Annotated in this window: 19 protein-coding genes; 5 read left to right on the top strand and 14 right to left on the bottom strand. The window is 61.2% G+C overall.

Annotated features, from left to right (window positions below; translation table 11 throughout):
• Nucleotides 1-82: 82 nt before the first annotated feature.
• Nucleotides 83-1,030, bottom strand: a complete 948-nt coding sequence (locus tag AC3IX4_RS24130) for a LysR family transcriptional regulator (protein WP_489257855.1) — start codon at nucleotides 1,028-1,030, stop codon at nucleotides 83-85.
• 185 nt (nucleotides 1,031-1,215) lie between these two features.
• Here AC3IX4_RS24130 and AC3IX4_RS24125 point away from each other — a divergent pair, with 185 nt between their 5' ends.
• Genes AC3IX4_RS24125 through AC3IX4_RS24110 form a run of 4 tightly spaced genes read left to right on the top strand, consistent with a single transcriptional unit; the run spans nucleotide 1,216 to nucleotide 5,971 of the window.
• The gene (locus AC3IX4_RS24125; protein ID WP_489257854.1) at nucleotides 1,216-2,727 is read left to right on the top strand and encodes an efflux transporter outer membrane subunit; all 1,512 of its coding nucleotides are present in this window, start codon (nucleotides 1,216-1,218) and stop codon (nucleotides 2,725-2,727) included.
• A 10-nt stretch (nucleotides 2,728-2,737) separates the two neighbouring features.
• Entirely contained in the window at nucleotides 2,738-4,915 is a 2,178-nt protein-coding gene (locus AC3IX4_RS24120; protein ID WP_489257853.1) for an FUSC family protein, read from the top strand.
• Nucleotides 4,905-5,105 (top strand): DUF1656 domain-containing protein, encoded by a 201-nt coding sequence (locus AC3IX4_RS24115; RefSeq protein ID WP_489257852.1) that lies wholly within the window; start codon nucleotides 4,905-4,907, stop codon nucleotides 5,103-5,105. The genes AC3IX4_RS24120 and AC3IX4_RS24115 overlap by 11 nt, the downstream gene beginning before the upstream one ends.
• A gap of 11 nt (nucleotides 5,106-5,116) precedes the next feature.
• Nucleotides 5,117-5,971, top strand: coding sequence for an efflux RND transporter periplasmic adaptor subunit (locus AC3IX4_RS24110; RefSeq protein WP_489257851.1), 855 nt, complete (start codon nucleotides 5,117-5,119; stop codon nucleotides 5,969-5,971).
• Nucleotides 5,972-6,060: 89 nt separating this feature from the next.
• Here AC3IX4_RS24110 and AC3IX4_RS24105 read toward each other — a convergent pair whose 3' ends face one another.
• The 13 genes from AC3IX4_RS24105 to yaaA form a co-directional block, all read right to left on the bottom strand.
• A complete protein-coding gene (locus AC3IX4_RS24105; protein WP_489257850.1) occupies nucleotides 6,061-7,512 on the bottom strand; it encodes a mannose-1-phosphate guanylyltransferase/mannose-6-phosphate isomerase in 1,452 nt (483 codons plus the stop codon).
• A gap of 193 nt (nucleotides 7,513-7,705) precedes the next feature.
• On the bottom strand, nucleotides 7,706-8,377 hold the full coding sequence (locus tag AC3IX4_RS24100) for an alginate O-acetyltransferase AlgF (protein ID WP_489257849.1): 672 nt from the start codon (nucleotides 8,375-8,377) through the stop codon (nucleotides 7,706-7,708).
• Between the two features lie 13 nt (nucleotides 8,378-8,390).
• Nucleotides 8,391-9,545 (bottom strand): alginate O-acetyltransferase, encoded by a 1,155-nt coding sequence (locus tag AC3IX4_RS24095; protein ID WP_489257848.1) that lies wholly within the window; start codon nucleotides 9,543-9,545, stop codon nucleotides 8,391-8,393.
• Nucleotides 9,546-9,556: 11 nt separating this feature from the next.
• Nucleotides 9,557-11,020, bottom strand: coding sequence for an MBOAT family O-acyltransferase (locus AC3IX4_RS24090; protein WP_489257847.1), 1,464 nt, complete (start codon nucleotides 11,018-11,020; stop codon nucleotides 9,557-9,559).
• Between the two features lie 196 nt (nucleotides 11,021-11,216).
• A complete protein-coding gene (locus tag AC3IX4_RS24085; protein WP_489257846.1) occupies nucleotides 11,217-12,332 on the bottom strand; it encodes a mannuronate-specific alginate lyase in 1,116 nt (371 codons plus the stop codon).
• A gap of 7 nt (nucleotides 12,333-12,339) precedes the next feature.
• Nucleotides 12,340-13,797: an alginate O-acetyltransferase gene (locus tag AC3IX4_RS24080; protein ID WP_489257845.1), complete on the bottom strand. Its 1,458-nt coding sequence runs from the start codon at nucleotides 13,795-13,797 to the stop codon at nucleotides 12,340-12,342.
• Between the two features lie 12 nt (nucleotides 13,798-13,809).
• On the bottom strand, nucleotides 13,810-15,375 hold the full coding sequence (gene algG / locus AC3IX4_RS24075; protein ID WP_489257844.1) for a mannuronan 5-epimerase AlgG: 1,566 nt from the start codon (nucleotides 15,373-15,375) through the stop codon (nucleotides 13,810-13,812).
• A 26-nt stretch (nucleotides 15,376-15,401) separates the two neighbouring features.
• Nucleotides 15,402-16,880 carry an alginate export family protein gene (locus AC3IX4_RS24070; RefSeq protein ID WP_489257843.1) on the bottom strand — a complete coding sequence of 493 codons (1,479 nt, stop codon included), beginning with the start codon at nucleotides 16,878-16,880 and terminating at the stop codon, nucleotides 15,402-15,404.
• Nucleotides 16,877-18,256, bottom strand: coding sequence for an alginate biosynthesis TPR repeat lipoprotein AlgK (gene algK, locus AC3IX4_RS24065; RefSeq protein ID WP_489261352.1), 1,380 nt, complete (start codon nucleotides 18,254-18,256; stop codon nucleotides 16,877-16,879). The genes AC3IX4_RS24070 and algK overlap by 4 nt, the downstream gene beginning before the upstream one ends.
• Before the next feature lie 105 nt (nucleotides 18,257-18,361).
• A complete protein-coding gene (locus AC3IX4_RS24060; RefSeq protein ID WP_489257842.1) occupies nucleotides 18,362-19,528 on the bottom strand; it encodes a PilZ domain-containing protein in 1,167 nt (388 codons plus the stop codon).
• Between the two features lie 36 nt (nucleotides 19,529-19,564).
• Nucleotides 19,565-21,046 carry a mannuronan synthase gene (gene alg8 / locus AC3IX4_RS24055; protein WP_489257841.1) on the bottom strand — a complete coding sequence of 494 codons (1,482 nt, stop codon included), beginning with the start codon at nucleotides 21,044-21,046 and terminating at the stop codon, nucleotides 19,565-19,567.
• A gap of 77 nt (nucleotides 21,047-21,123) precedes the next feature.
• On the bottom strand, nucleotides 21,124-22,440 hold the full coding sequence (locus AC3IX4_RS24050) for a nucleotide sugar dehydrogenase (RefSeq protein WP_489257840.1): 1,317 nt from the start codon (nucleotides 22,438-22,440) through the stop codon (nucleotides 21,124-21,126).
• 869 nt (nucleotides 22,441-23,309) lie between these two features.
• Nucleotides 23,310-24,089, bottom strand: coding sequence for a peroxide stress protein YaaA (gene yaaA, locus AC3IX4_RS24045; protein WP_489257839.1), 780 nt, complete (start codon nucleotides 24,087-24,089; stop codon nucleotides 23,310-23,312).
• A 137-nt stretch (nucleotides 24,090-24,226) separates the two neighbouring features.
• Between yaaA and AC3IX4_RS24040 the strand changes: the two genes are divergently transcribed.
• Nucleotides 24,227-25,357: a polysaccharide deacetylase family protein gene (locus tag AC3IX4_RS24040; RefSeq protein ID WP_489261351.1), complete on the top strand. Its 1,131-nt coding sequence runs from the start codon at nucleotides 24,227-24,229 to the stop codon at nucleotides 25,355-25,357.
• Nucleotides 25,358-25,492: the final 135 nt, after the last annotated feature.

The raw sequence follows: 25,492 nt of genomic DNA, 5'->3' as shown, positions 1-25,492 counted from the left end.
GACGGTGGAGAGGAAAGCGGCTAACACGTAGCACGCTAACATTCTCCACCGCCATTCTCCATCACCCAGGCTCACCCTGGGTTCAGTTGGGGATCCAGACCTCGTGGGTCTTGAGGTCCGCTTCGTGCGCCGCGAGGATCTCCGGTAACGAGTTGCGCAGGTACTCGACCCAGGTCTTGATCTTGGCATCCAGGTACTGGCGCGAGGGGTAGATGGCGTACAGGTTCAGCTCCTGCAGCCGGTACTTGGGCATCACCCGCACCAACGTGCCGTTGCGCAGGCCTTCGATGGCCGAATAGATCGGCAGTACACCCACGCCCATGCCGCTGCTGATGGCTGCTTCCATGGCATCGGCCGAATTCACTTGGAACGGGGCATTGGAGATGCTGACCATTTCCTGGCCTTCGGGGCCGTCGAATGTCCATTTTTCCAACGGAATCACCGGGCTGACCATGCGCAGGCAAGCGTGGTTGAGCAAGTCTTTGGGCTTTTGCGCGATGCCGTGGGTTTGCACGTATTCAGGCGAGGCGCAGACCACGCTGTAGGTGATGCCAAGACGCTGGGACACGAACCCTGAGTCGGGCAATTCGCTGGCCAGCACGATGGAAATGTCATACCCCTCGTCGAGCAGGTCGGGCACTCGGTTGGCCATGGTCAGGTCGAAGGTCACGTCCGGGTGAGTCTTGCGATAGCGGGCGATGGCGTCGATGACGTAGTGCTGGCCTACGCCGGTCATCGAATGCACTTTCAAGACGCCTGCCGGTCGGGCGTGGGCATCGCTGGCCTCGGCTTCGGCTTCTTCGACATAGGTGAGAATTTGCTCGCAGCGCATCAGGTAACGCTTGCCGGCTTCGGTCAGGGCAATGCGCCGGGTGGTGCGGTTGAGCAGGCGGGTTTGCAAATGTGCTTCGAGGTTGGAGACAGCGCGCGAGACGTTGGCGGTCGTCGTGTCCAACTGCACGGCGGCGGCAGTAAAACTGCCGACCTGGGCCACACAACTGAAGGCACGCATGTTTTGCAGGGTGTCCATGGGTCGCTCTCTGAATAGACGACAAATTGTGACACGAAGTTTCAACTCAGTCTTCAGACTAAAGCCTGATTATCAACGGATCTGTAACAAAGATTCGCAGTATTCCCGGCTTATCGGCACCCCGATCCGCCCCCTAGAATTGCGCTCCTCAAAGCGTTATCCACCTCTATCGGGAACTCGCCGTAGTGCCGCGTCGCATCAAAAGAAAGCTGAACGCTTTCAGTGTATGGGCTTTAACCTTGACCCTCAGCGGCTGCATCGGTACTGGAGGAATCGCCCCCAAAGGCGCTGCAATAGACGCCAACGCCCTGGCGACTGACGAAGCCATCCAGGCCGCGGCCAAGGATGCACACTGGCCGACCCAGCAATGGTGGTCGGCGTATGGCGACCCACAACTGGACCGCTGGATTGCCCAGGCAGTGCAGGGCAGCCCGAGCATGGCCATGGCCGCCGCACGAGTACGCCAGGCCAAGGCCATGGCCGGTGTGGTCGAGTCGGCCGAATCTTTACAGATCAAGGGAGAATCGACCCTCAAGCGCCACAATTGGCCTGAAGATCAGTTCTATGGTCCGGGCGATCTTTCCGGGGCTAATACCTGGGACAACAACGCCGCCATCGGTTTCAGTTATGCCCTGGACCTTTGGGGCCGTGAGCGTAATGCCAGCGAACAGGCGGTGGACCTGGCCCATATGACCGTGGCCCAGGCGCGTCAGGCCCAGCTTGAGCTGCAAAACAACATCGTGCGGGTGTATATCCAGCTGTCGCTGCACTATGCCCAGCGTGACATCGTCAAGGCCACGCTGGAACAGCAGGAGCAAATACTGCAACTGGCCGAGCGGCGCTTGAACGGCGGCATCGGCACTCATTTCGAAGTCAGTCAGGCGCAGACGCCGCTGCCCGAAACCCATCGGCAACTGGACGCCCTCGACGAAGAAATCGCCCTGAGCCGCAATCAGTTGGCGGCGCTGGCCGGCAAGGGTCCAGGCGTGGGGGCGCAGATTCAGCGGCCGACCCTGGCCCTGCACACCGCCTTGAAACTGCCTTCGACGCTGCCCGCCGTACTGCTGGGCCAACGCCCGGACGTGGTTGCCAGCCGCTGGCAGGTCGCAGCCCAGGCGCGCGGTATTGAGGTCGCCCATGCAGGCTTCTACCCCAATGTCGATCTGGTCGGCAGCCTCGGTTTCATGGCCACGGGTGGCGGGCCGCTGGAGTTTTTGACCGGCAAAAAGCTCAACTACAACCTGGGCCCGGCGGTCAGCTTGCCGATCTTCGACGGCGGCCGCCTGCGTGGGCAGTTGGGTGAGGCATCGGCCGGTTACGACGTGGCGGTGGCGCATTACAACCAGACGCTCGTCGAGGCGCTCAAAAGCATCTCTGACCAGCTGATTCGTCGCGAGTCGATGGACAAGCAGCAGCACTTTGCCGAGGCGTCGGTGGCCTCGGCGCAGAAAACCTACGACATCGCGAGGGTTGCCTTTGAGCGCGGGCTGACCGATTACCTCAATGTGCTCAATGCGCAAACCTTGCTGTTTCGCCAGCAACAGATCGAGCAGCAAGTCCAGGCCGCACGCCTGAGCGCCCACGCCGAGTTGGTCACCGCCTTGGGTGGCGGCCTGAATGCAGGCGCCGATGTGCCGGACGACGGCAAGGCACAAGCCCCGAAAACGCCGGCGACCCTCGCCGTGCTTGATCAATGAGGCGGTTGCAATGAACCTGTGGTTGTTGCCGTTTCGCACGCTTTGGACCCTGGAGTGGCGCCGTGGCTTTTTTGAATGGGCACGCAGCGATGGCGTGACTTGGGTGTACATCTTCAAGGTGCTGACCGCAGCCTTCCTGACGCTGTGGCTGGCCATGCGCCTGGAGTTGCCGCAGCCACGCACGGCGATGATCACGGTGTTTATCGTGATGCAGTTGCAGAGCGGGCATGTCTTCGCCAAGAGCTTCTATCGGTTTCTCGGGACCTTGGCAGGCTCCTCCGTCACGGTTGGGCTGGTGGCGTTGTTCCCTCAGAACACCGAGCTGTTTTTGCCAGCCCTGGCCCTCTGGGTGGGGATCTGCACGGCCGGCGCGGTGCGCCAGCGCAACTTTCGCGGCTATGGCTTCGTGTTGGCGGGCTACACCGCGGCGATGGTCGGGTTGCCGGTGCTGTCACACCCGGACGCAGCCTTTATGGCGGCCGTCTGGCGGGTGCTGGAGATCAGCCTCGGGCTGGTGGTATCGACCGTTGTCAGCGCGGCGATCTTGCCTCAGTCGGCCAGCGCCTCGATGCGCAATGCGCTGTATCAGCGCTTTGGCGTGTTTGCAGGTTTCGTCACCGAGGGCCTGCGAGGCCATAGCCAGCGCGATCGCTTCGAAAGCAGCAACGTTCGGTTTATTGCCGAAGCCGTAGGCTTGGAAGGGCTGCGAGGGGTGGTGGCATTCGAGGACCCGCACATGCGCCGTCGCTCGGGCCGGGTCAGCCGCCTGAACAGCGAGTTTATGGCCATCACCACCCGCTTCAATGCTCTGCACCAATTGCTTGAGCGTATTCGCGACCGTGGCCGTGGCGAGACGGTAACCGCTATCGAACCTGGCCTGCAGGCGTTGGCTGATCTGCTCGACAGCTACAGCGGCCGGGCCTTGACCGACGCCGATGCCGCGCGCCTGGTGCTTGCGCTTGCGCAGTACAAGGACGCGCTACCAGCCCATGTACGGCGCCTGCGCGAGCACTTCATCGAAAGCAGCCCAGCGGACGACGACCTGCTGGATTTCCACACCGCTTATGAGCTGCTGTACCGTTTTGTCGATGACCTGCACAGCTATGCCCAAACCCACGCCTCGCTGGCCGATCACAGCCACGATCGCGAGCGTTGGGACGAGCCGTTCATGCCTCAGACTAATGGGTGGGTGTCGTTGTCGGCGGGGCTGCGCGCCGCTTCGATCCTGCTGATATTGGGCAGCTACTGGATCGCCACAGCCTGGCCCAGCGGCGCGGTCATGACCCTGGTGGCCGCCGCCACCGTCGGGCTTTCTGCGGCCACACCCAACCCTAAGCGCATGTCGTTCCAGATGGCTTGTGGGACATTGTTGGGTGCATTGGTGGGCTTTGCCGAAACCTTTTTCGTGTTCCCCTGGATCGACGGCTTTCCCTTGTTGTGCGTGGTGTTGGCGCCGGTGCTGGCTGTCGGTGCTTTCCTGGCTTCAAGGTCTTTGTATGCCGGTTACGGTGTGGGCCTGCTGATCTTTTTTTCGATCGGATCGGTGCCGGACAACCTCACCGTCTACAACCCCTATGCGTTTATCAACGACTACATCGGCATGCTGATCGGCATGCTGGTCTGCGCCGCGGCCGGGGCGATTATCTTGCCGCCGAACAGCCGCTGGTTGTGGCAAAAAATGGAGCAGGACCTGCGTTCGCAAGTGGTGTTTGCCATCAGCGGTCGCTTGCGCGGGCTGGGTTCGGCGTTCGAAAGCCGCACTCGGGATGTGTTGCACCAGGCTTATGGGCTGGCCGCCGGTAAACCGCACGTTCAGCGCGACCTGCTGCGCTGGATGTTCGTGGTGCTGGAAGTTGGCCACGCGATCATCGAACTGCGCCGCGAGCAGGCGATATTGCCGGTGCACCCGGCTTATGCCGAATCCCAGGCCTGGCGCCAGGCGATCCGGGTCATGGGCCGGGCGCTGGTGCGGCTGTTCATTGCACCGAGTGCCAGCAACCTGGAACGCGCACGGGTGGCGGTCGAACATGCCATTGTCCGGGTTCAGGCCACCGATGAGCCGTTTGCCCGCCACTTCGACACCTCGCCACTGCGCCGGGTGCAGAGCTACTTGCACTTTATCCGCACCTCCTTGCTCGACCCTCGGTCGCCGTTGGTGACCCCGTCTGGATTGATCCATGCCCCGTGAATTCGCCTTCCACGGCATTTATATGCCGACTGTTTCCTTGTTGTTTTTGTTGGCTGCGGTGGTGGCCTGGGGGTTCGACCGGCTACTCAGCGGCCTGGATCTCTATCGCTTTTTCTGGCACCCGGCGCTGTTGCGCCTGTGTCTGTTCTTTTGCATCTTCGGCGCCATGGCGCTCACTGTTTACCGTTGAGAAACTGATCGATGAAAAAGCTTTTCAGCCTGCTCGGGACTTTACTGGTACTGATCGTCGCCGTGATGATCGGCCGCCAGTTGTGGGTCAACTACATGACCACACCCTGGACCCGCGACGGGCGTGTACGCGCCGATATCATCAACGTCGCCGCTGACGTGCCGGGCTATGTGGTGGACGTGCCGGTGCGCGATAACCAATTGGTGAAGAAGGGCGATGTGTTGCTGCAGATCGATCCTGAGCACTACCAGATCGCGGTCAAGCAGGCCGAGGCGCAGGTGGCGTCACGCAAGGCCACCTGGGAGATGCGCAAGGTCAATGCCAACCGCCGTGCCGACCTGGACAATCTGGTGATCTCCAAGGAAAACCGTGACGATGCCAGCAACATCGCCAACTCCGCCCAGGCTGATTACCAGCATGCCCAGGCGCAACTGGACGCGGCCAAGCTGGACCTGGCACGCACCAAAATCCTCGCCACGGTGGATGGCTATGTCACCAACCTCAATGTTCACAAGGGCGATTACGCCCGGGTGGGCGAGGCGAAAATGGCGGTGGTCGATAAAGATTCGTTCTGGGTCTATGGCTTCTTTGAAGAAACCAAACTGCCCCATGTGAAAGTGGGCGACCAGGCTGAGCTGCAGATGATGAGCGGGGAGCGGCTCAAGGGGCATGTGGAGAGTATTTCGCGTGGTATCTATGACCGCGACAACCCCGAAAGCCGCGAGTTGATTGCCGATGTAAACCCGACCTTCAATTGGGTGCGGTTGGCGCAACGAGTGCCGGTGCGCATTCATATCGATGAAGTGCCAGAAGGTTTCCTGCTGGCCGCAGGCACAACCTGCACTGTGGTCGTGGTTCCCCGCTAACCCCGGGTGTAGCCATCGCAGGCAAGCCTTGCTCCTACACCGACCTGTAGGAGCCGGGTTTACCCGCGATGAATGCGCCGCGATTTGCGTTATTGCGCGATGGTCTTGATGGAAACCCCGCGCTGGATCGGCGTCGAGCGGCCGTAGATGTCTTCGAAGCGCTCGATATCATCCTCGCCCAGGTAGCTGCCCGACTGCACTTCGATGATCTCCAGCGGGATCTTGCCTGGGTTGCGCAGGCGGTGGATCGAGGCAATCGGAATGTAGGTCGACTGGTTTTCGGTCAGCAGGAACACGTTCTCGTCACAGGTGACTTCGGCCGTGCCCGACACCACGATCCAGTGCTCGGCGCGGTGGTGGTGCATCTGCAGTGACAGGCACGCCCCAGGCTTCACCGAGATGTGCTTGACCTGGAAGCGACCGCCCATGTCCACCGAGTCATACGAGCCCCATGGACGGTACACCTCGCAGTGGTTCTGGGTTTCGCTGCGGCCTTGCTCGTTCAGGGTGTTGACCATCTGTTTGACGCCCTGGACCTTGTCCTTGTGGGCAATCATCATGGCGTCCTTGGTTTCAACCACCACGATGTTTTCCAGGCCGATCACCGACACCAGCTTGCCGTTGCCGTGGATCATGCAATTGCGGCTGTCCTGGACCACCACGTCGCCCTTGGTGACGTTGCCGTGGTCGTCTTTTTCGTTCACTTCCCACAGCGAAGACCAGCAGCCCACATCGCTCCAGCCGGCCGTCAACGGCACCACACAGGCGCGCTGGGTTTTCTCCATCACCGCGTAGTCGATGGAATTGTCCGGGCAGCAGGCAAAGGTGGCTTCGTCGATGTCCACGGAATCGGCAGTTTCGACACTGCGCTCAAGGGTCAGCAGGCAGGTGTCGTAGATGTCGGTGTCGTGCTTTTTCAGCTCCTCGAGGAAGCGGCTGGCGCGGAACAGGAACATGCCGCTGTTCCAGAAATAGCCACCGGCCTGGACGAACTCACTGGCGCGCTTTTCATCCGGTTTCTCGACGAACTGAGCCACGCGGCTGACACCCTCGGGCAGCAAGGCATCGTTGCTGGACTTGATATAGCCATAGCCGGTTTCAGGCTTAGTGGCCGGCACGCCGAACAGCACCATCTCGCCGCGCTCAGCCGCCACGGTGGCCAGGGCCAGGGCGCGTTGCAGGGCTTTCTGATCGTCGATCACGTGGTCGGCCGGCAGCACCAGCATCAACTCGTCGCGGCCTTCGTTGACCAGCTTCATGGCGGTCATCGCCACGGCTGGCGCGGTGTTGCGGCCAAAGGGCTCCATCAGGATCGCCTGGGTTTCAAGCTTCAGGGCGCTGAGCTGCTCGTTGACGATAAAGCGGTGGTCCTTGTTGCAGACCACGATCGGGGCGTCCATGCCATCGAACACCAGGCGCTCGATCGTCTGCTGGAACAGGGTGTGCTCGCCGGTCAGGGCGAGGAACTGCTTGGGAAACTGCTTGCGCGACAAAGGCCACAGACGCGAACCGCTACCACCAGAAAGAATGACCGGGATCATGGGTGTATCTCCGTAAAAAATTCAAAAAATACTGTCATGAGAAGCAGGATGTTTTTTGTAGGAGCAGACCTTGCCGGAGTGCCGGACCATCGCGATAGCATCACCGCGGTTTGCCTGATGCACCGCGGTGCATTCGTTCGCTGGCAAGGCCAGCTCCCACAGAAAGTGTTCATTTAAGATTTATTTCATCTGATTAACGGGTTGAGACTGGGCGGGTGACCCAGACCGGGTTCAGACTGCTGCCGGAGCCTGTGACGTACAGCACGGCGGCTTCACCGCGCTCAAGGGCCACCGGCTTGAGGTCGCTGACTTTTTTGTCGCCTTCGTACAGCGCCAGGCTGACTTTCACCGGGTTGATCTCACGCTCGCCACGGGCGTTGGCCGCGACGGTCTTGACCACTTCGGTCTTGCCGTCGGCGGTCTTGAGGGTGAGCGGTTGGCTGGTCAGGTTCTGCACCCGTACCAGGGATTTTTGCTTGTTCTTGAAGGGTGGTTCTTCCACCAGCTTTGGCTCGCCGCTGCTGTTGTTGACCAGGGTGTAGTAGTGGTCGGAGGCGAGCTTGACCGGCACGGTCTTGCTGCCCAGCTTGGCGCTGTAGTCGCCTTGCGGCATGAAGCTGAAGTCACTGCTGGCCTGCGGGCCGATGGCGTTCATGTGGGTGCTGCCCACCGTGGCACTGACTTCCTGATTGCTGGCGTTATAGACCCGTACAAAGGTCGAGCCTTTCGGCGCGGTCGGGCCATAGAGCGCGGCGTCGGCACCGGCAAAGGCTTGCAGCGACAACACGCTCAGGCTGGCTGCCAGGGCGCAGGCCTTGGCGATGCGAGTGGTGCGGTTACGACGTTGGGTAGTGTGCAAGGTCATGTGCGTTTCCTCTTCAGTGTTCCGTCCGATTGGACGACAGGGCCAGGTCTTGATTGGCATTGCGGGTTTTTTTCAGGGCAGCGATCCACTGCGGATCGAACGCGCTGAAGTCGTTTTTCATGGGCAGGTAGCGCTCCGGGAACTCCCAGATCAGCACCTGCGGTGGGTTGCTCTTGAAGGCGTCGGTTTGCAGATACTTGAGCATCGGCAGCAAGGGGCCATGGCCGTCTTCGGCGTAATTGACCACGTCGCTTTTCAGCGCTTGTTGCAGCGCGCCGAGGAAGTTCCAGTGCGGGTTGGCGCTGTAGCTGGTGCCCACCAGCGCCACCGGGATTTCGTTGTCGGCAAACAACGCATCGCCTTTATCGCCCGCTCGAACGGCGCGGGTGGTGCGTTGCTGCAAGCTGTCGGGGGCCGGCAGCAGGTCGGTGAACAGCGGGTCGAGCGGCAGGAAGTTGGTCAGGTCACCCTTGTAGGGGGCGCTCTTGGCCGCTTCGGTCACGAACGGCTGCGGCTCGCCGCTCAGCGGGACCTGGCGGGCTACGGCCGCACCGATTTCCTGGGCTACCACTTCGGCGCCCATCGGCGTCCAGTGGGTGTCGGTGCGCAGGAACATCTGGCCACGGGCTTTGGCTTGTTGCAGCGGTGCCAATAGGTCCGGGGCGAAGATACCGGCCTGGCGTGCCTGGGCATGGAATTCGCTGTAGAGATCGGCGTGCAAGGTGGCCGGGGTCTGCTCGCCAAGGTACTCGGAATACAAGCGCGCCTTGGCCGGAACGATGGCCAGCACCAGCTCCACTCCATGCTGCTTGAGGGTGTCGCGCACGCCGCGCATCAACGCCAGGTTTTCCTGTTCGAAGTGATCGCTGCCTGCAATCGGCTTGAACTCTTCGTCGCTGAACAACCACTGCTCGCGGCCCAGCACAACACCCGGCCGACCTTCATTGAACAGTTTGAAATCCAGCGCCGCCCAGAGGTTGGTGCCCATGCGCTTGAGCGGGAACTCGGCGTCGTAGTGGGTCTCGGTGGCCTTGGCCCATTTGCCGTTGAGCAGGGTCATCTGCTCGGTGCGCTGAAAGCTTTTGAAAGCCCCCAGCGACCACAGCCCCAGGGCCACCAGCAGGCCCATGAACAGCGCGATGTAGATCAGTCGTAAGGATCGGGTCATGGTCGCCTCGCTCAAAACTGGAAGTAAAGGAACGGCGAGTAGCTTTGCGCCGAGAGCTTGAGGATCGAGGCCACGAACAACAGCAGCACCATGGCGCGCACCGCATAGCGCGACCAGTCGATGGCCGCTGCGCCGCCTGCGCTCGGCAGCACGATCTGGACAGGCTCGCGAGGGGTTGGCTTGGCGTTGCGGTAGAAGTCCAGCAGGCCGTAGATCGCGAGCGTCAGGTAGGCGACCACCAAGGTGGCCACTTGCAGGCCGGTGAGGTTGGCGCGGTTGAGTTCCGACAACTGCCAGTCACCGAAGCTGAACATGGCGCCGTACATGCGGGCGGCGACGTGCAGGTTTTCGGCGCGGAAGATCACCCAGCCGACCACCACCAGCAAGAAGGTCGCGGCCCAGCGGATCGGGTTGAAGCGCTGCGGGGCGGCGTTGATGCCCAGCGCGCGTTCGATCGCCAACCACATACCGTGCCACATGCCCCAGATGATGTAGGTGAAGTTGGCGCCATGCCACAGGCCGCCCAGCAGCATGGTCAGGAACAGGTTGCGGTAGGTGGCAAAGGTGCCGCCACGGTTACCGCCCAGGGTGATGTACAGGTAGTCGCGCAACCAGGTCGACAGGCTGATGTGCCAGCGCCGCCAGAACTCGGTGATCGACTGGCTGATGTACGGCTGCTTGAAGTTCTCCATGAACCTGAAGCCCATCATCAAGCCCAGGCCGATGGCCATGTCGCTGTAGCCGGAAAAGTCGAAGTACAGCTGCGCGGTGTAGGCCAGGGCGCCGAGCCAGGCATCACCCGTGGTTGGGTTTTGCAGCGCGAAGCAATGGTCGGCGACCACCGCCAGGGTGTCGGCGATAAAGACTTTTTTGACGAAGCCCTGCATGAAGCGGGTGCAGCCCTCGGAGAACTTATCGAGGGTGTGGGTGCGGTTGTTGAACTGATCGACCAGGTCCTTGAAGCGCAGCACGGGGCCTGCGATCAGGTGCGGGAAGATCGCCACGAATGCCGCGAAGTCGATCAGGTTGCGGGTGGCCGGGGTGTCGCCACGGTAGACGTCGATGATGTAGCTGATCGACTCGAAAATGTAGAACGAGATGCCGATCGGCAGCAGCACATGGGTCAGGATGAACGGCTCGAGCCCGAACGAGGCCATGATTGCGTTGAGGCTGTCGACGCCGAAGTTGGCGTACTTGAAGTAGCCGAGGATGCCCAGGTCGACTCCCACGCCCAGCAGCAGCCAGCGCTGGGCAGGCTTGGTGCGTACGCCGGCGGTACCGACTTTCAGGCCGATCCAGTAGTTCCACAGGGTGACGCCGATGAACAACGCCAGGAAGTCCACCCGCCACCAGGCATAGAACACGTAGCTGGCGATCAACAGCAGCAGGTTGCGATAGCGTTGCCCGCTCAAGTAGTACAAGCCGAGAAAGATCGGCAGGAACAGGAACAGAAACACGTTGGATGAAAACACCATCCCGATCTCTCCTTGTTTTCCGAGTCAAGGGCCGCAGCCCCCCAAACCCCCCGCGCCATTGCGGGGGAAATTCCAAAAATATTCTGTACCCCCACCTGTAGGAGCACGGCTTGCCGGCGATTAGGGCCTACGCGGTGTGTCAGGTTCGACGTCTCGCGAGCAAGCTCTGCTCCTACAGGGGGAAGGGGGTGGGGCGTTACCGTTTTTGTTCGGCCTGCGGGTCGTAGACCCGTGTCAGGTCGCCGCCCAGGCGGAATGTCTTGAACGGTTGCATCTTGTGCTTCTGCTCGATCACATCGGCACTGCAGCGGTAGAGGCTGCACCAGGGTTCGAGCCAGGCGTATTTGCTGTCGATCTTCAGGTCAGTCATGTCCTGTTTCTCGCCGTTCTTACTCCTGAACTCGGAGGGGTCTTTAACCCCGGCCAACACCCGTTCTCCCAGGCGCCTGAGGGCGCCGTTGTTCTCGGGGCGCACATCCACGCCATTGACCTGGGCGAAGCTTGCGATCATCGCCAGCGGCGGCAGGGCGTAGTTGTGGTAAGCCAGGGCCCGCTGATTGCGCTTGAGCTCGTTAGGCAAGAAGCCTTGGGCATCGACCTGGTTGGCCCCCACGCGGTACTCCTTCACCGACCAGTCGAACAGGTCACGGCGATCGGTAGCCACGGCAGTCGCCATCACCGACCAGGCGGCCCAGTAGGAGTGGTTGTTGATTTTGTCCAGCGGCAGGTTGCTCCAGTCGCTGACCACTTGGTCGGCCATGCGGCCAAACCATTTTTCGATCTGCTCGGCCTGGGCCTGGTGCGCGGCCAGCGGGTGCGAGTTGGAGAACTTGAGGTGCAGCCAGGCCGAAGACAGGCTGCCCAGCGCCCATTTGCGCATCGACTTGCCGGTGTGGTTGAAGTCGGTGGACATCAGGGCATTGGCCTGCGACCAGCTACCGAGCCACGCCAGCGTGCAATCGAGCTGCTCGGGGCGGCCGTCGCGCATGTACTGCATGACCATCTTGCTCACCCCACGCTCCAGCGTGGTGATGTTGGCGGTGGCTTGGCGAAAGGCTTTTTCGGAGTCGCGATTGAGGGTGGAGCGGGCCTTGTCCGAGCCTTCGTACTTGCTGCGAAACACCAGCTTTTCGGTATAGGGCGCGGGGATGGCCTCACATTTGAAATCGTCCTTACCCGTCTTGAATTTCTCCACCCCGGCGTAATAGCCCTGGGGCGGAACCAGTGCTGCATTGGCCTGCGCGGCAGCGCCGAACAGGGCCAGGGCGAGCAATGCGGATGTGCTTGACCTTTGCTTGCTTAACCTTTGCATAGAAACCTCATAGCCCGGCACGGGCGGTATGGCTGGCCGCGCCGGGGAATACGTTGCGTTTGCAAATTTTCGCTTCGACTTTCTGCGGCGCGGCACCGGCCTCTGGCCCCTGGACTTCGATGGCCAGCAGGTCCTGCGAGCCCCAGTCCTCGTCGTCGCGCAGTTCAAAGGCGAAGCGCCCGTCGGTGTCTGATGTGGAAGGTTTTTCGATTTTCAGGTTTTCGTGGCGCCCGTTCATGTACCAAAGGGTCGCCTGCAGGGTTTTGACCGTAGTGTCTTCGAACTGGATATCGACCTGATGACTGCCGTTGTCGATGTGCTTGATCGCACCGCCACGGCCGTTGACCAGCAGTTCGTTTTTGCCCGGTTTCAGGGTGGTGCTGGCACTCATTTGCACCGGCTTGCCTTCGCAGCCGTTGTCGAGCAGCGCCATCATTTGCCGGTAGATGGTTTCCTGGTCCAGGCGGTAAAGCGGTGAGAACTCCCAGATCAAAATCTTCGGCGGCTTGGTCTGGAAGTCTTCGCTGCCCAGGTACTGCAGCATCGAGCCTTCCAGGCCACCGCCGGGGAAGGCAACGTTGAGCACGTCGGCGCCGATGTACTGCTCCAAAAAGCCTGCGAAGTTGTAGTTCTTGCCGCTGTGGCTGGTGCCGACCAGGGTGATTTCAGGGTTGCCCGAATCGCCGAACAGATCGTCGCCACCGCTTTCGCCCTTGGGCTCGGTGGTGAACTGGTCCATGTACTGCACCGCGTAGCTGGTGCCACAGAGCTGGCCGGCGACGTTATGCAGGGTGCCGGTCTTGCCCATGCGCCCGGATTTGTGGGTTTCGAATTCACGCTTGGGAATGTCTGCAAAGCCCGGCACCTGCTTGACCTTCTCAGCAACGATTTTCGCCGCGCGCTCGGCGCCGTAGGGGGTCCAGTGCTGGTCGCCACGGAAGTAGAAGTCATGGCCTTGCTGGGCCAGCGGCAGGGCTTCGTTGGTTAGCGGCGACAGGTCCGGTACCCAGTAACCCATCTTGCTGAAGCGGGTGAGCATGGCCTGGTAATTGCGCAGCGCTTTCTCGTAGTCGAAGGCGGCCTTGTCGGCGGGCTTTAGCATGTTGCGATTGACCAGCCCGCGGGTCGGTTGATAGACCACCACCAACTCCACGCCCTTGGCCTTGAAGGCATTGTGCAGTTGTTGCAGGCGACGATAGCCGGCCGGGGTGGTGTCGAATTCGGTGCGCAGGTCTTCGCGGGTACGGAACAGCCAGTCGCCTTCAGCCTGCACCAGGGTGGTGAAGTTCTGCTGGTAGCGAGTGGTGTAGCGGCTGGCGTCGTGGGCCTCGGGGCACAGTTGGCAGCACGGCTCGGCACTGAATTTGGGGGCCTGGACCTCGGCCGCCTGGGCGCTGCCATGGGCGGCGAGGAGGGCGGCGGCAAGGCCGGACAGGCTCAACAATTTGGTCAGGTGTGGGTGCATTTGTATACGTCCTCAGTCGCGCATTTCGGTCTGGCGTTCAACCGGGTCGATCAACACGGCTTTGCCCTGGCGCACCATCAGGTCGAGGATCTCGTCCTGACGTTCGCCCAATACGCCGGAAAAACTGATACCGCTGGCTTTGCTCGGGGCCAACATCGACACCCGATACAGCTCCACGCTCAGCGGCGAGTCGATGGACAGCGGGCCGCTGCCATTGGCCGCCAGCTCGCCGCCCACCACAATCAGCGAGACCTTGGTGTCGAACGGGTCCAGGGCGATGTCGCGGTCGGTGTTGCTCAAGTCCTTGATGTGCCCGTACACACCGACCAGGCCGTTGGCCATGGCGATGTTCTCGTACAGGCGAATGTTCACGCTGTTACGCACGCGGATGCCGTGGCGGCGGTTGCTGATCAGCTTGTTGCCCCAGATCAGGTTGTCGCCGCTTTCGTACAGGGTGATGCCGTCGGTATGGTTCTGGTAAATCTCGTTGTAGGCGATCAGGTTGTTGACGCTGTTACGGTCGATCACAACGCCCGAGAGCTTGTTGTCGTAGCTCTTGTTGTTGAAGATCCAGCTGTCGTTGACCTCGCGGGAAATAATGATCCCGTGCTTTTTCTTGGTCCCATACACGGTGTTCTCGGCAATGATCAGCCGGTGCGAACGGTCGTGCGGGTCGATGCCGTAGACGATGTTGTCGCGGTAGGTGTTGCCCTTGATCACAAAGTCGGTGGTCTCATAGCAGTAGAAGCCGTACCACAGGTCCGAGAACTCGGAGCCCAGGATCCAGCCGGTTGGCTCGCTGCGGTTCATGGCCTTGGCCATGTTCGGCGTGTACTGGGAAATGCTCACGCCATACGACTTACTCTTGGCGTAGCCGAAGCTGGCCATCTTGCTGTTGACGATGTAAGTCTCGGTGCCGCCCCAGGACAGCAGGAACGGGCGGAACTCTTTCGGATCGCGGAAGGTGGCCGGGCCGTTGTCTTTTTCACGCCAGCCGGTCACTTGGGTATCGGTGACGAACAGCTTGCCGTCGTTGACGATAAAGGCGCCGCTTTCCTGGGACAGGCGCAGCTCTTTCACGTGCTTGTCCAGCTCCAGCACGCCCTTGCGACCGACCACGATAGGCAACTTGGCGAGGTACACGCCCGGCGCGGTTTCGTTCAGGTACTGTTTGGGCAGGCTCTTGGCCAGGTCCTTGATGTTCACATGGCCGTTGTCGATAAAGATTGCCTGGGGAATACCGTGCTGACGCGCCACCCATTCAGCCATCTTGTTGTCGCCGCCAATAAACTCCTTGAGCACGTCTTCCTGCAGCATTCGCCGCACCGAGACCTTGCCCTTCTGGCGGCGGTCGATCTTGGCCTGCACCGCCTCGGCTGTGTAGCCGCTGAGGTCCGGCAGCTTGGGCTTGTCGATCTGCAACGGCTCGATCGGCGCGCTGGTCACCGTGTAGGTCTTGGCCTGCTGCAGCTCCTTGGCCAGCGGCTGTGGCGCTTGTGTGTTGGCCAGCGCCACACTGCTGGCCAGCAGCAGCGCGGTGGCCAACAGCGTACGGGCGCGTCGGGGTTGGGTATTCATCACGGGGCACTCCAGGGCGGTCTGCATCAGAAGCGCCAGATCACGTCGACAAAGGCACGGTGCATGTACGAGTCCGCTTCTTTGCCGTAAGCGTCACCAGGCTTGAACACGCCGCCACGCAAGCGCACCAGTGCCGAAGGCTCATCGATCGACTGGCTCAGTGCCGCCGGCAGCAAGCCCTGCTTGAAGTACTTGGTGACCACCAGGTCCATTTCCTGCCCCAGGTCTTTTTCACCCTGGATCAGCGGACGGTTGATGCCGTTGTCCTCGACCACTGCGTTGATGCCGCTGCTGCCGATGTTCTGGTCGCCATCGATGCGACGGAACTTGTGGTAGACCAGGCTTGCGTCGTAGTCATCCTGCAACTGCCAGGAGGTGAACAGCGTCATCGCCTGAAGGTTGCCCAGCTCACCACGGAAGGCCTCGCCGAAGCGGTGGATGCGCGAGCGGGTGCCGGTAAAGTTGTTGCGGTTGCTCTCAAGGCCGGTCTGCTCGTAGTTGCCTGAGCCATCGTCACCACCGCCGCCGCTGCCACGGGCGTAGGCCGCACCCACTTGCCAGTTCGGGTCCAGGCGCCAGCGCAGGCCGAGGTCGGTCGCCCAGGCATTGACGTTACCGCTCTGCTTGCCGGTGGCCACTTGCTCGTCGTTGACGGTGGTGGTGTTCAGCGAATCGCGATCACCGGTCAGCCAGGTCACGCTGCCCCAGTAGTTCAGGGTGTTGGTGTTGCGGAAGTTATAAGCGTCGCTGTTGGCTTCCAGGCCCAGCCAGGTCAGGTCGCCGGTGCGGGTTTTGTCCAGCTCGTCGACGGTTTCGCCCGGGTTGGCGAGCTTGCCGTCGTCGTGGGTGTGGTGGGCGCGCAGGCCAGCCCAATGCCCGGGTTGCCACTGGGTCGAGATATCACCGAACAGGTGCAGGCGGTCCTTGTCCTCGGGGGCAAGCTCAGTGAGGTCGGTGCGGTATTCGCTGAAGCGCTCGGCCACGCCCAGGTTGGCGCGCAGCAGGGTGGTGTCAAAACCCCAGTTCAGCGCCTCGATGTTGGTGTCGCGCCACATGCCGTCGTCGTTGCGCAGGCGCTGGCGGCCGAAGCGCAGCTGCTCGCCAGGGTATTGGGTCAGGCCGCTGTAGCCGATCCAGAACTCGCGCATGGCCAGGTAGCTTTTGTCGGGCTCGCGGCTGTCGTTGCCGCGGGCCTGGGCCTGATCGTCGGTGGACTGGCGCAGGGTGTCGGTCTCGATGATGTCGGTGGCGGTCACGGCCTGGCCCATGGCGTAGGCGCTCCAGTTACCGCGCTCGCCATAGACCCACGGGCGCAGGTCCAGGCCCAGGCCGTTGACGTCGCCGCCCTCACGGGTGCCCAGGTCACGGTCGTCTTCGGACTGGCCGGTGGCTTTTACTTCCAGGCCGAAGTTTTTTTCGGCCGTCATGGCGGCCAGGGTCGGGCACGACCAGATCAGGGCGAAGCTCAGGCCAATGCCGGCTTTCATCCAGTGATTGAGTGTCATAGGGAGTCCTCACCGTCGTCTTCTTCTGGCAGGGCATGGATGGCCAGGGCGTTCTGCCCTTGGCCCAAGGCGCCCCGCGCCTGTCGTTCTTGCTGCAGCAGGCGTTGGGCCTGGGCTTTTTGTGGCGGCGACAGTTGTTGATCGAGTTGCCCGGCCAGCTCCGTGGATTGCGGCGTCGGGTTGGCTTGCGCCAGTTGGCTGAAGACCCAGGCGTTGACCGGGTCCGGGCGAGTGCCGTGGCCTTCGCTGAACAGTTGGGCCATGGCGTAGTCGGCGCTGAGCTGGCCACCGCGCGCGGCGGTCAGTAGATGCTCGACGGCTTTCTGCGGATCGACCTGGCCCAGGTAACCACGGCGGTACAGCTGGCCCAGGTAATAATGGGCACTGACTTCGCTTTGGGCGGCGGTGGTCAGGTGTTGTTCAGCTTTTTTCGCATCGGCCGGCACCACCTTGCCTTCGTAGTACAACCGGCCCAGCAGCAGCTCGGCGCGGGGTTGGGCGGCGGCGCGACCGTTGTCGATGTATTCCATCAACTTGTCGGTGTCGCCCAGCTCCGGGAAGTCATACAGCAGTTGCGCCAGGCTCACCCAGGACGCCGGGTTGGCCGGGGCGATCTGTTCGAGCAAGGCGTGCGCGGCTTTCTCGTCGGTCTGCCCCAGCGCCGGGTCGGCCAGCACACGAGCAACACTGTCGACCCGCGTGGCCGGGATCGCACCGCGCTGGTAAGCGGTTTTCATCTGTTCGAGCAGGGCGTTTTTCTGATCGGCCTGGCCGCGCTTTTGATAGACGGTGGCCAGTTCCACGTAGCAGATGTCGGTGGTGGCCAGCGCCGCCTTGCAGATACGTTCGACTTCGTCCAGGTGCTGGTCGTAAGTGACTTGGGTGCGATACAGCAGTACCTGGGCCAAACCGGCTTCGGCATAGCCTGCCGCGCGCCACTGATCGATCTGTTGCTGGGCATTCACTTCAGGGAAGGCCTGCGGGTATTGCAGGTAGAGCATGGCCAGCGGAATCAAGGTGTTCGCTTCGCCATTGGCGTGGGCTTTCTTGAGCAGCGACTCGGCTTCGTGGCGCTCCTTGTCGCTGGCGTCCGGCTTGGCCACCAGCAGGCGGCCCAGGCGGGCTTGTGCGCGAGGCGAAACGGCGGCGGCAGCGCGATAGGTGGCTTCGGCTTTTTTCAGCTGCGCCGGGTTACGGGTTTCGACCTGGATATCGGCAAGGCCGACCTGGGCCTCGCTGTAGCCAAGGTCCGCCAACTGCTGATAATTGCGTTCGGCCAGCGCCGTGTCGCCACGCTTGAGCGCCTCGTTGGCCAGGCGCTGGTCAGGCAGGCCGGCACAACCGGCCAGGCTCACCGCCAGGGCCAGGCTGCAGATTTTAAGAGCTTCACTGGCAAGCCACCCGCTTTTGTAGGAGCGTGCTTGCCCGCGATCGAGTGCGAAGCACTCGCCAGCTTTAAGATCACTCACGGTATTTTCCTCTTAGAGTCCACGAGCCACGGCTTTGTCGATCAGCCAGTTCATCGACGGGCCACGGTCGCTGTTCACGGCGACCGGGCGACCCGCCAGTGCGCTGGGCAGGGATTCGTCGGGCTTGATCTGCACGCGGATGTCCGACGACAAATCAGCGCTGTTGAGGCTGGTGCTGCTGACGATCTTGCCTTGGCGCACGGTGTCTTCACCGGCCACTTCAAAGTCGACCCGCGTACCCGGTTTGATCTGGTCGAACTGGCGGTAGCTGAAGCGCGCTTCAACCGTGGCTTCGCTGTTGCGCGGCACCAGTTGGAAGATCACCGCGCCTTTGCTGGCGTACTGGCCGTTGTCCACCAGTTGGCGGGACACGATGCAGTCGCAAGGGCTGGTCAGGGTGCCGCTCATTTGCTTGCCGAACAGCTCCTCAACCTTGGCCGGCGCCAGTTGCTGGTCGTCCAGATGGCCCTTGAGCACATCGAGCATGCTGGTGCTGAACGAGGCGAGCGGCGCGCCCTTGGCCGCCGGGCCATTGATTTCCACCAGGCCCTGCACGGTGCCATCGCGAGGCATGGTCACGTTCATGGTCGGCACACTGACCACCCCGGCTTCGGCGTGGCTGACGAAGTAAACGCCGTAGACGGACTTGGCGATAAAACCGAACGCTGCCACGCCCACCACAAACACGCCCATGCTCAAGACCAAGGCTTTCATGCGGCCGAAGGCACTCATGCCACCGCTGCCGTCTTTGTGCTTGCGAGCCTTGGTGAAGTTGTCGCGCTGCAGCGTGCTGAGCACATCGCCCACGGTGACCAGTTCGCCGCTCAGGTGCGAGGTGATCAGGTGGCGCAGGGTGGCGATATCACGCGGTGCCAGGTTCTGGAACTGGCAGCCGGCACGGCCGGTTTCGGTCAGGAACGAGCGCACCTGAAACTCCACGTCCATGGCCAGGCCCAGGCCGTCGATGGTGAATTGCAGGCGCCCGCGGCGTACTTCACCCTCTTTCAGCGGCTGCTTGGCGAAAATGCAGAAACCGCCCGCAGACAAGTCCTCGATCTTCGCTTCCAGGGTTTCCCGATTGGCCCCGATATAGCGCAGCTTGGCGGGGATACGGACCCGGGCGTGTTGGCGCTGGGCTTCGGACTCATGCACGACATTGACGTTCACGGCGGTATTCATGGCGATTGTTCCTGTTTAATCCGTTTGGGCTGCGGCTCACACGACCATGAACAGCACAGCAACGAAGATGCTGGCCGCCGAGAAGGTCATGGTCCGCGAAGACCAGGTGTTGAACCATTGTTGGAAGCTGGCGAGATCACGCTTGAGGGCAGTGGGCTGGCGCGTCCAGGACTGCTTGTCGAGACGGAAGAAGACGTAGATCTTCATCAGCGCGCCGACGATCTGGTTGTAATAGAGAATCAGCGGGTAGGCCGGGCCGATCGAGTGGCCGGAGCACATCAGCATGACGGTCAGGATCAGGCGGGTGATGCCGATCCACAGCAGGTAGACCAACAGGTACGCCGGGCCGAACTTGACGCTGGCGATCAGGGCAACGGTCAGGCCCAGCAGGCTGGTCCACATCGACACGCGCTGGTCGAACAGCACCACGCTGGTGAACAGGCCCAGGCGGCGAATGCCCAGGCCCAGGGCTCGGGAGTTCTGGCGCAAGTTGTTGCCGTACCAGCGGTACATCAGCTTGCGGCTGGCCTTGATAAAGCTTTTTTCCGGTGGGTGCTCGACCGTGTTGATCGCGGCGTCCGGTACGTAGAACGTGTCGTAGCCCAGGCGCATCAGGCTGAACCAGCTGGACTTGTCGTCGCCGGTCAAAAACTTGAAGCGGCCCAGGCGCCAATGCTCAAGCGAGTCGCTTTCCACGTCGGCGATGAACTCGGGGTTGATTACCACCGAAGCGCGGAACACCGACATCCGTCCAGTCATGGTCAGCACGCGCTTGGACAGCGCCATCGAACACATGTTGATGTGCCGCTGGGCGAAGCGCAGCTTGTGCCACTCGCTCATGATGTAGCCGCCGCGTACTTCGCAGAATTCGTTGGTGGTCAGGCCGCCGACGTTGCCGAACAGCTTGAACCAGGGCACGGTCTTGCGCACCACGCCTGCTTCGAGCACGGTGTCGCCGTCGATCACCGCCACCACCGCGTTTTCATCGGGCAGGTGGCGGGAGATGGCGCGAAAGCCGAAGGCCAGGCCATCACGCTTGCCGGTGCCGGCAATGCGCACGAAATCCAGCTTTACGTGTTCAGGCGGGTTGAGCTTGGCCCACAGGCTTTTCACCAGCAGCTCATCGGACATTTCCACCAGCGAGCAGACCACGGTGGTTGGAAAGCCGCAGGCGATGGCCTCGCGGATGACCGAGCTGTAGACCTGGGCGGTGGTCAGCGCATCGATGCGAAAGCTGGTGACCATCAGGAACACGTGGGACGGGTCTGCCGCCTTGCCCAGCTTGCGCACTTTGCGCCGCAGGTGCGGGTAGACCACGTAGAGAAACACCATGCCGCGCACAAAGTGCGTGGCGCCCATGGAGTAGCGCCAGATGCCGACGGCGCCCACCAGGAAAATGAAATCCTTCGACTCGGGGTCGAAAATGGAGTTGGGCAAGGCCAACGCGATCAGCATGAGCAAGCTCACGTAGAACAGCCAACCGGCGGCCTGAAGCAGGCCGTGCTTGAGCCTTTGCATGATCTTTATCCGTATCCAGTGGGTTGGGGCAGGCACAGAAGCGATGCGCGGGGCCCGTGGCCCCGCGCAGGGGCCGCTTACCAGCAGATGCCTTCGCTACGGGCCGCCGGGTCGGTGGTCTTGCTCATGAAGCCCACCAGGTCGATGACCTGCTTGCCATGCGGAACGTCCTGGGCCAGGGCGCGGAACTTGTCGTCGCGGTTGCCGAGGATGATCACATCGGAGTTGTTGATGACCTGGTCGAAGTCGGCATTGAGCAGGTTGGAAATGTGCGGAATCTTCGACTCGATGTAGTCCTTGTTCGCACCGTGGACACGGGCGTACTCGACGTTGCTGTCGTAGATACTCAACTGGTAACCCTTGCCGATCAGTTTCTCGGCCAGTTCCACCAGCGGGCTTTCACGCAGGTCATCGGTGCCGGCCTTGAAGCTCAGGCCGAGCAGGGCGACTTTGCGCTTGTCGTGGCTTTCGATGATGTCGAAGGCGTTCTGCACCTGGGATTCGTTGCTGCGCATCAGCGAGTTGAGCAGCGGCGCTTCCACGTCCAGGGTGCTGGCGCGGTAGGTCAGGGCGCGCACGTCCTTGGGCAGGCATGAGCCGCCGAAGGCAAAGCCTGGGCGCATGTAGTACTGCGACAGGTTCAGGGATTTGTCCTGGCAGACCACGTCCATCACTTCACGGCCATCGACGCCGACGGCCTTGGCGATGTTGCCGATCTCGTTGGCGAAGGTCACCTTGGCGGCGTGCCAGACGTTGCAGGTGTACTTGATCATCTCGGCCACTTCGATGTCCTTGCGGATGATCGGCGCGTCGAGTTCTTCGTAGAGCGATTGCAGAACGTCACCGCTGGCGGTGTCGAACTGGCCGATCACGGTCATCGGTGGGAAGTCGTAGTCTTGGATCGCGGTGCTTTCACGCAGGAATTCAGGGTTGACCGCCACGCCGAAGTCGACGCCGGCTTTCTTGCCCGAACAGTCTTCCAGGATCGGGATCACCACGTTTTTCACGGTGCCTGGCAGCACGGTACTGCGCACCACGATGGTATGGCGGGTGCTCTTGTCACGCAGGACGAAACCGATCTCGCAGCACACCGATTCGATGTAGTTGAGCTCCAGGTCGCCGTTCTTCTTGCTGGGCGTGCCGACACAGATCATCGACAGGTCGGTGTCGCGAATGGCCGCGGCAAAGTCGGTGGTTCCACGCAGGCGACCGGTCTTGATGCCTTGGTCCAGAAGTGCTTCAAGGCCCGGTTCAACAATCGGCGATTTGCCTTTGTTGATCAGGTCGATCTTGGCGTTGGAAACATCCACGCCCACCACTTCATGGCCTCGTGCAGACAGGCAGCCAGCACAAACGGCACCGACATAACCCAAACCAAAGATGCTGATACGCATCGCATTCACCTCATGTGTTATCACGCCGGCGATAGTTAACACGCCAGACTGAGTTAATTAACCAATCGAATTCGGGCACAATAAAAGTTGAGTGCAAAGTGATCGCACTTCAAAAGGGCACGCGTTGGCCGTGTTATTCGGGGCGTGCCCTGAAAGGTAGCCGGTCTTTATGTCAGAACGGTTTCCCGCTATTGCAGACGTTGCTTTAGTGGCGGCTATAAGCCTTTTAAATCAACCACTAAGACGCCTTTTGGGAGCGCGCTTGAGACCTTATGGCTCGATCGTGTCGGGGATGATATTGATGCGCCATCTCCTGATATTAACTTTAAGGTCACCTAAGTGACTGGGAGTCAAAGTTGCCTGGAGTAACTTCCAGGCTCATCTCATATTGCTATGTAGGGCATCTCTCACATGAAGCTCGAGAATCGTTACGGGTGGTATGAGCGGCGGCCGAGGGGATAAGTTCCTGAACGAGGAAGTGGGCGATGAAATTATTTTTAATATTTTTCTCGATGAAGATGCTTTCAAATTGATAGCACACTTCGGGAGCGTCCCTATAATAAAGGGCGAAATCGGGGTGGGATGTTTTTATGCCAGTACGGTAAATTTTTTTTGCGGCGGGGGTAAAAAAACTACGAACGGACGATGACAAAAAGGGGGGATTTTCGGTGACTTTTTTTTGGCGCCATTAATCAGGCGATTCCGTCCGGTTGTAGGAGCCGGGTTTACCGGAATGCCGGACCACCGCGATGGCCACACCGCGGTTTACCTGATGTACCGCGGTGTGGCCATCGCAGCCAAGGCTGGCTCCTACAGGACCGTGGCGCCGCCATCGCGGTGGTCCGACATTCCGGTAAACCTGCCGCGAATCACCCGGCGGGATGATCGCGCAAAAACACCAGGTTATCGGGCTTGCTCTGCTCGGCGCTGTAGTAGTAACCCTGCACATCGAACTGCTTGAGCCGCTCTGGGTCGCTGATGCGCTCCTGGATCACGAAGCGGCTCATCATGCCGCGGGCCTTCTTGGCGTAGAAGCTGATGATCTTGTACTGGCCGTTCTTGAAGTCACGGAACTCGGTGTTGATGATCCGGGCGTTGAGCGCCGAGCGCTTGACCGCTGAGAAGTACTCGGTGCTGGCCAGGTTCAACAGCAGGTCGTCACCCTGGTCCGCCAGCGCTTCGTTCAGCCATTCGCTGATGCGCGTGCCCCAGAAGGCATAGAGGTCCTTGCCACGGGCGTTGGCGAGCTTAGTGCCCATTTCCAGGCGGTAGGGCTGCATCAAGTCCAGTGGGCGCAGCAGGCCGTAGAGGCCCGAGAGCATGCGCAGGTGGTCCTGGGCGTAGCTGAAGTCCGCTTCGTTCAAGCTTTCGGCATCCAGGCCGGTGTACACGTCGCCCTTGAAGGCCAGCAGTGCCTGCTTGGCGTTCTCTGGCGTGAAAGCCGGTGTCCAGCTGCCAAAACGCGCGGCGTTGAGGCCTGCGAGTTTGTCGGACAGGTGCATCAGCTCACTGATTTGCACAGGCGTCAGTTCGCGCAGTTGCAGGATCAGTTCCTGGGAGTGGTCCAGGTATTGCGGCTGGGTAAAGCGCTGGGTGACAGGCGGGGTATCGAAATCGAGGGTCTTGGCGGGGGAGATCACCGTCAACATATAAGTCGGCTCCTTTATGCGTGGCGCGGAGTTTACGGGGCAGGGGCGCTGATCTCCAGCTATCGGGGCGATAGCGGCGGTTTTCGGATGAAGGGCGCTGGGTCTATAGTGCGCAGCGAAACGGGGGAGGGATCGTGGTGCGTATTGCTGTGTTATGGCTGGCGGGCCTGTTGAGCGCTGCGGCGGGTGCCGCGCCGGCGCCGGTGGCGAGCGTGGATCGAAGCACGTGGCCTGAAGCACTGAATACACCGGTGCTGTTCGATGTGGCTTCGCGGGCCGAAATCCTGGTCTTTGCCCACGCGCTGGCGCAGAGCGAGGTGCTCGACCAGGCTGAACTGGCTGCACGGCTGGGCTTGCGGCAAATCAATTGGGTGTCGATCAACAGCCTGCGCACTGTGCTGTGGCAACGCTTATGGCGCAATTACGACGCCGCGCAACAAAGCTGCGAGCAGGATGCCTCGTTCTGCCTGGCCATCGATGATCTGCCCAGCCTGCGCGAACAGGCTGCCCATTTCAGAATCGGGGCCGATTCTTTCTATGCCGGTTGGTCGGCGGCTGGCCAGGCGTTCCATGAGCGTTACCTGGACGAGCTGCTGCGCAAGGCGGCGCTGTTTCCACACATCGCCAGTGAGGTCGCGCGCTTGTCTGACCTGGAGCGCACCGGGGACGAGCTTAATGACCGACTGTTCCTGTTGACGTTCGATGCTGGCCCCAGCGCTGTGGACGGCAGCACCGACGAGTTGGCCGGCTTCTTGCGCCGGCAAAAAATGAATGCGGTGTTTTTTGTGCTCGGCAACAGCGAGCAAATACGCCGCGACAAGACGTCCTTGCAAGCGCTGCGGGCGTTGTACAAAGGCCAGTGCGTGGGCGTGCAGGGCTGGCAGTATCGCTCGCACAGCCAGTGGAAGGACTGGCAGGCCTCTGTGCTGCGCAGCGTGGCGCAGGTGCAGGGCGACTTGCCGGAAAACTTCGTTCCCCTCTTCAGGCCGCCCTATGGTCAGCGCCGAGCCGACGCCCAGGCATTTTTCAGCAGCCAGCAATTGCAGGTTGTGCTGTGGAACATCGATGTCCAGGACACCCGCCATCAGATCAGCGCTGAACAGGCCGGTGATCGGTTATTGACCCTGATGTTGTTGTGGCGCCGCGGCGTGATCCAGCTCCACGACAGCCAGGCCAATGCACTGACGATATTGCCCCGATTGCTCAAGCAAACGGCGCAAAGCGGGATTGGTTGGGAAGACTGTCAGGATTTTGCCAGGAGCCGCTAAATAGAGGGGTTTCAGCGGTTTGGGGGGTAAATTCCCCAAGGAAACGCAGGCAGGTGAATTTCTGACTGTACCGGTGCTTTGGCATACCGCCAAGCGATATTCGTCGACTGGAAAAATAAACTTCAAAAAAGCGTC

It is taken from the genome of Pseudomonas sp. KH_021, from assembly GCF_057838865.1.
Note: the sequence above shows the minus strand (reverse complement) of the source record. Positions and strands in the feature narration are given on the sequence as shown.

Bases quoted from the DNA above. Each gene is read 5' to 3' on its own strand.
- AC3IX4_RS24130 (WP_489257855.1), bottom strand. From the start codon at position 1,030: ATGGACACCCTGCAAAACATGCGTGCCTTCAGTTGTGTGGCCCAGGTC.
- AC3IX4_RS24120 (WP_489257853.1), top strand. From the start codon at position 2,738: ATGAACCTGTGGTTGTTGCCGTTTCGCACGCTTTGGACCCTGGAGTGG.
- AC3IX4_RS24115 (WP_489257852.1), top strand. From the start codon at position 4,905: ATGCCCCGTGAATTCGCCTTCCACGGCATTTATATGCCGACTGTTTCC.
- AC3IX4_RS24110 (WP_489257851.1), top strand. From the start codon at position 5,117: ATGAAAAAGCTTTTCAGCCTGCTCGGGACTTTACTGGTACTGATCGTC.
- AC3IX4_RS24105 (WP_489257850.1), bottom strand. From the start codon at position 7,512: ATGATCCCGGTCATTCTTTCTGGTGGTAGCGGTTCGCGTCTGTGGCCT.
- AC3IX4_RS24100 (WP_489257849.1), bottom strand. From the start codon at position 8,377: ATGACCTTGCACACTACCCAACGTCGTAACCGCACCACTCGCATCGCC.
- AC3IX4_RS24095 (WP_489257848.1), bottom strand. From the start codon at position 9,545: ATGACCCGATCCTTACGACTGATCTACATCGCGCTGTTCATGGGCCTG.
- AC3IX4_RS24090 (WP_489257847.1), bottom strand. From the start codon at position 11,020: ATGGTGTTTTCATCCAACGTGTTTCTGTTCCTGTTCCTGCCGATCTTT.
- AC3IX4_RS24085 (WP_489257846.1), bottom strand. From the start codon at position 12,332: ATGCAAAGGTTAAGCAAGCAAAGGTCAAGCACATCCGCATTGCTCGCC.
- AC3IX4_RS24080 (WP_489257845.1), bottom strand. From the start codon at position 13,797: ATGCACCCACACCTGACCAAATTGTTGAGCCTGTCCGGCCTTGCCGCC.
- algG (WP_489257844.1), bottom strand. From the start codon at position 15,375: ATGAATACCCAACCCCGACGCGCCCGTACGCTGTTGGCCACCGCGCTG.
- AC3IX4_RS24070 (WP_489257843.1), bottom strand. From the start codon at position 16,880: ATGACACTCAATCACTGGATGAAAGCCGGCATTGGCCTGAGCTTCGCC.
- AC3IX4_RS24060 (WP_489257842.1), bottom strand. From the start codon at position 19,528: ATGAATACCGCCGTGAACGTCAATGTCGTGCATGAGTCCGAAGCCCAG.
- alg8 (WP_489257841.1), bottom strand. From the start codon at position 21,046: ATGCAAAGGCTCAAGCACGGCCTGCTTCAGGCCGCCGGTTGGCTGTTC.
- AC3IX4_RS24050 (WP_489257840.1), bottom strand. From the start codon at position 22,440: ATGCGTATCAGCATCTTTGGTTTGGGTTATGTCGGTGCCGTTTGTGCT.
- yaaA (WP_489257839.1), bottom strand. From the start codon at position 24,089: ATGTTGACGGTGATCTCCCCCGCCAAGACCCTCGATTTCGATACCCCG.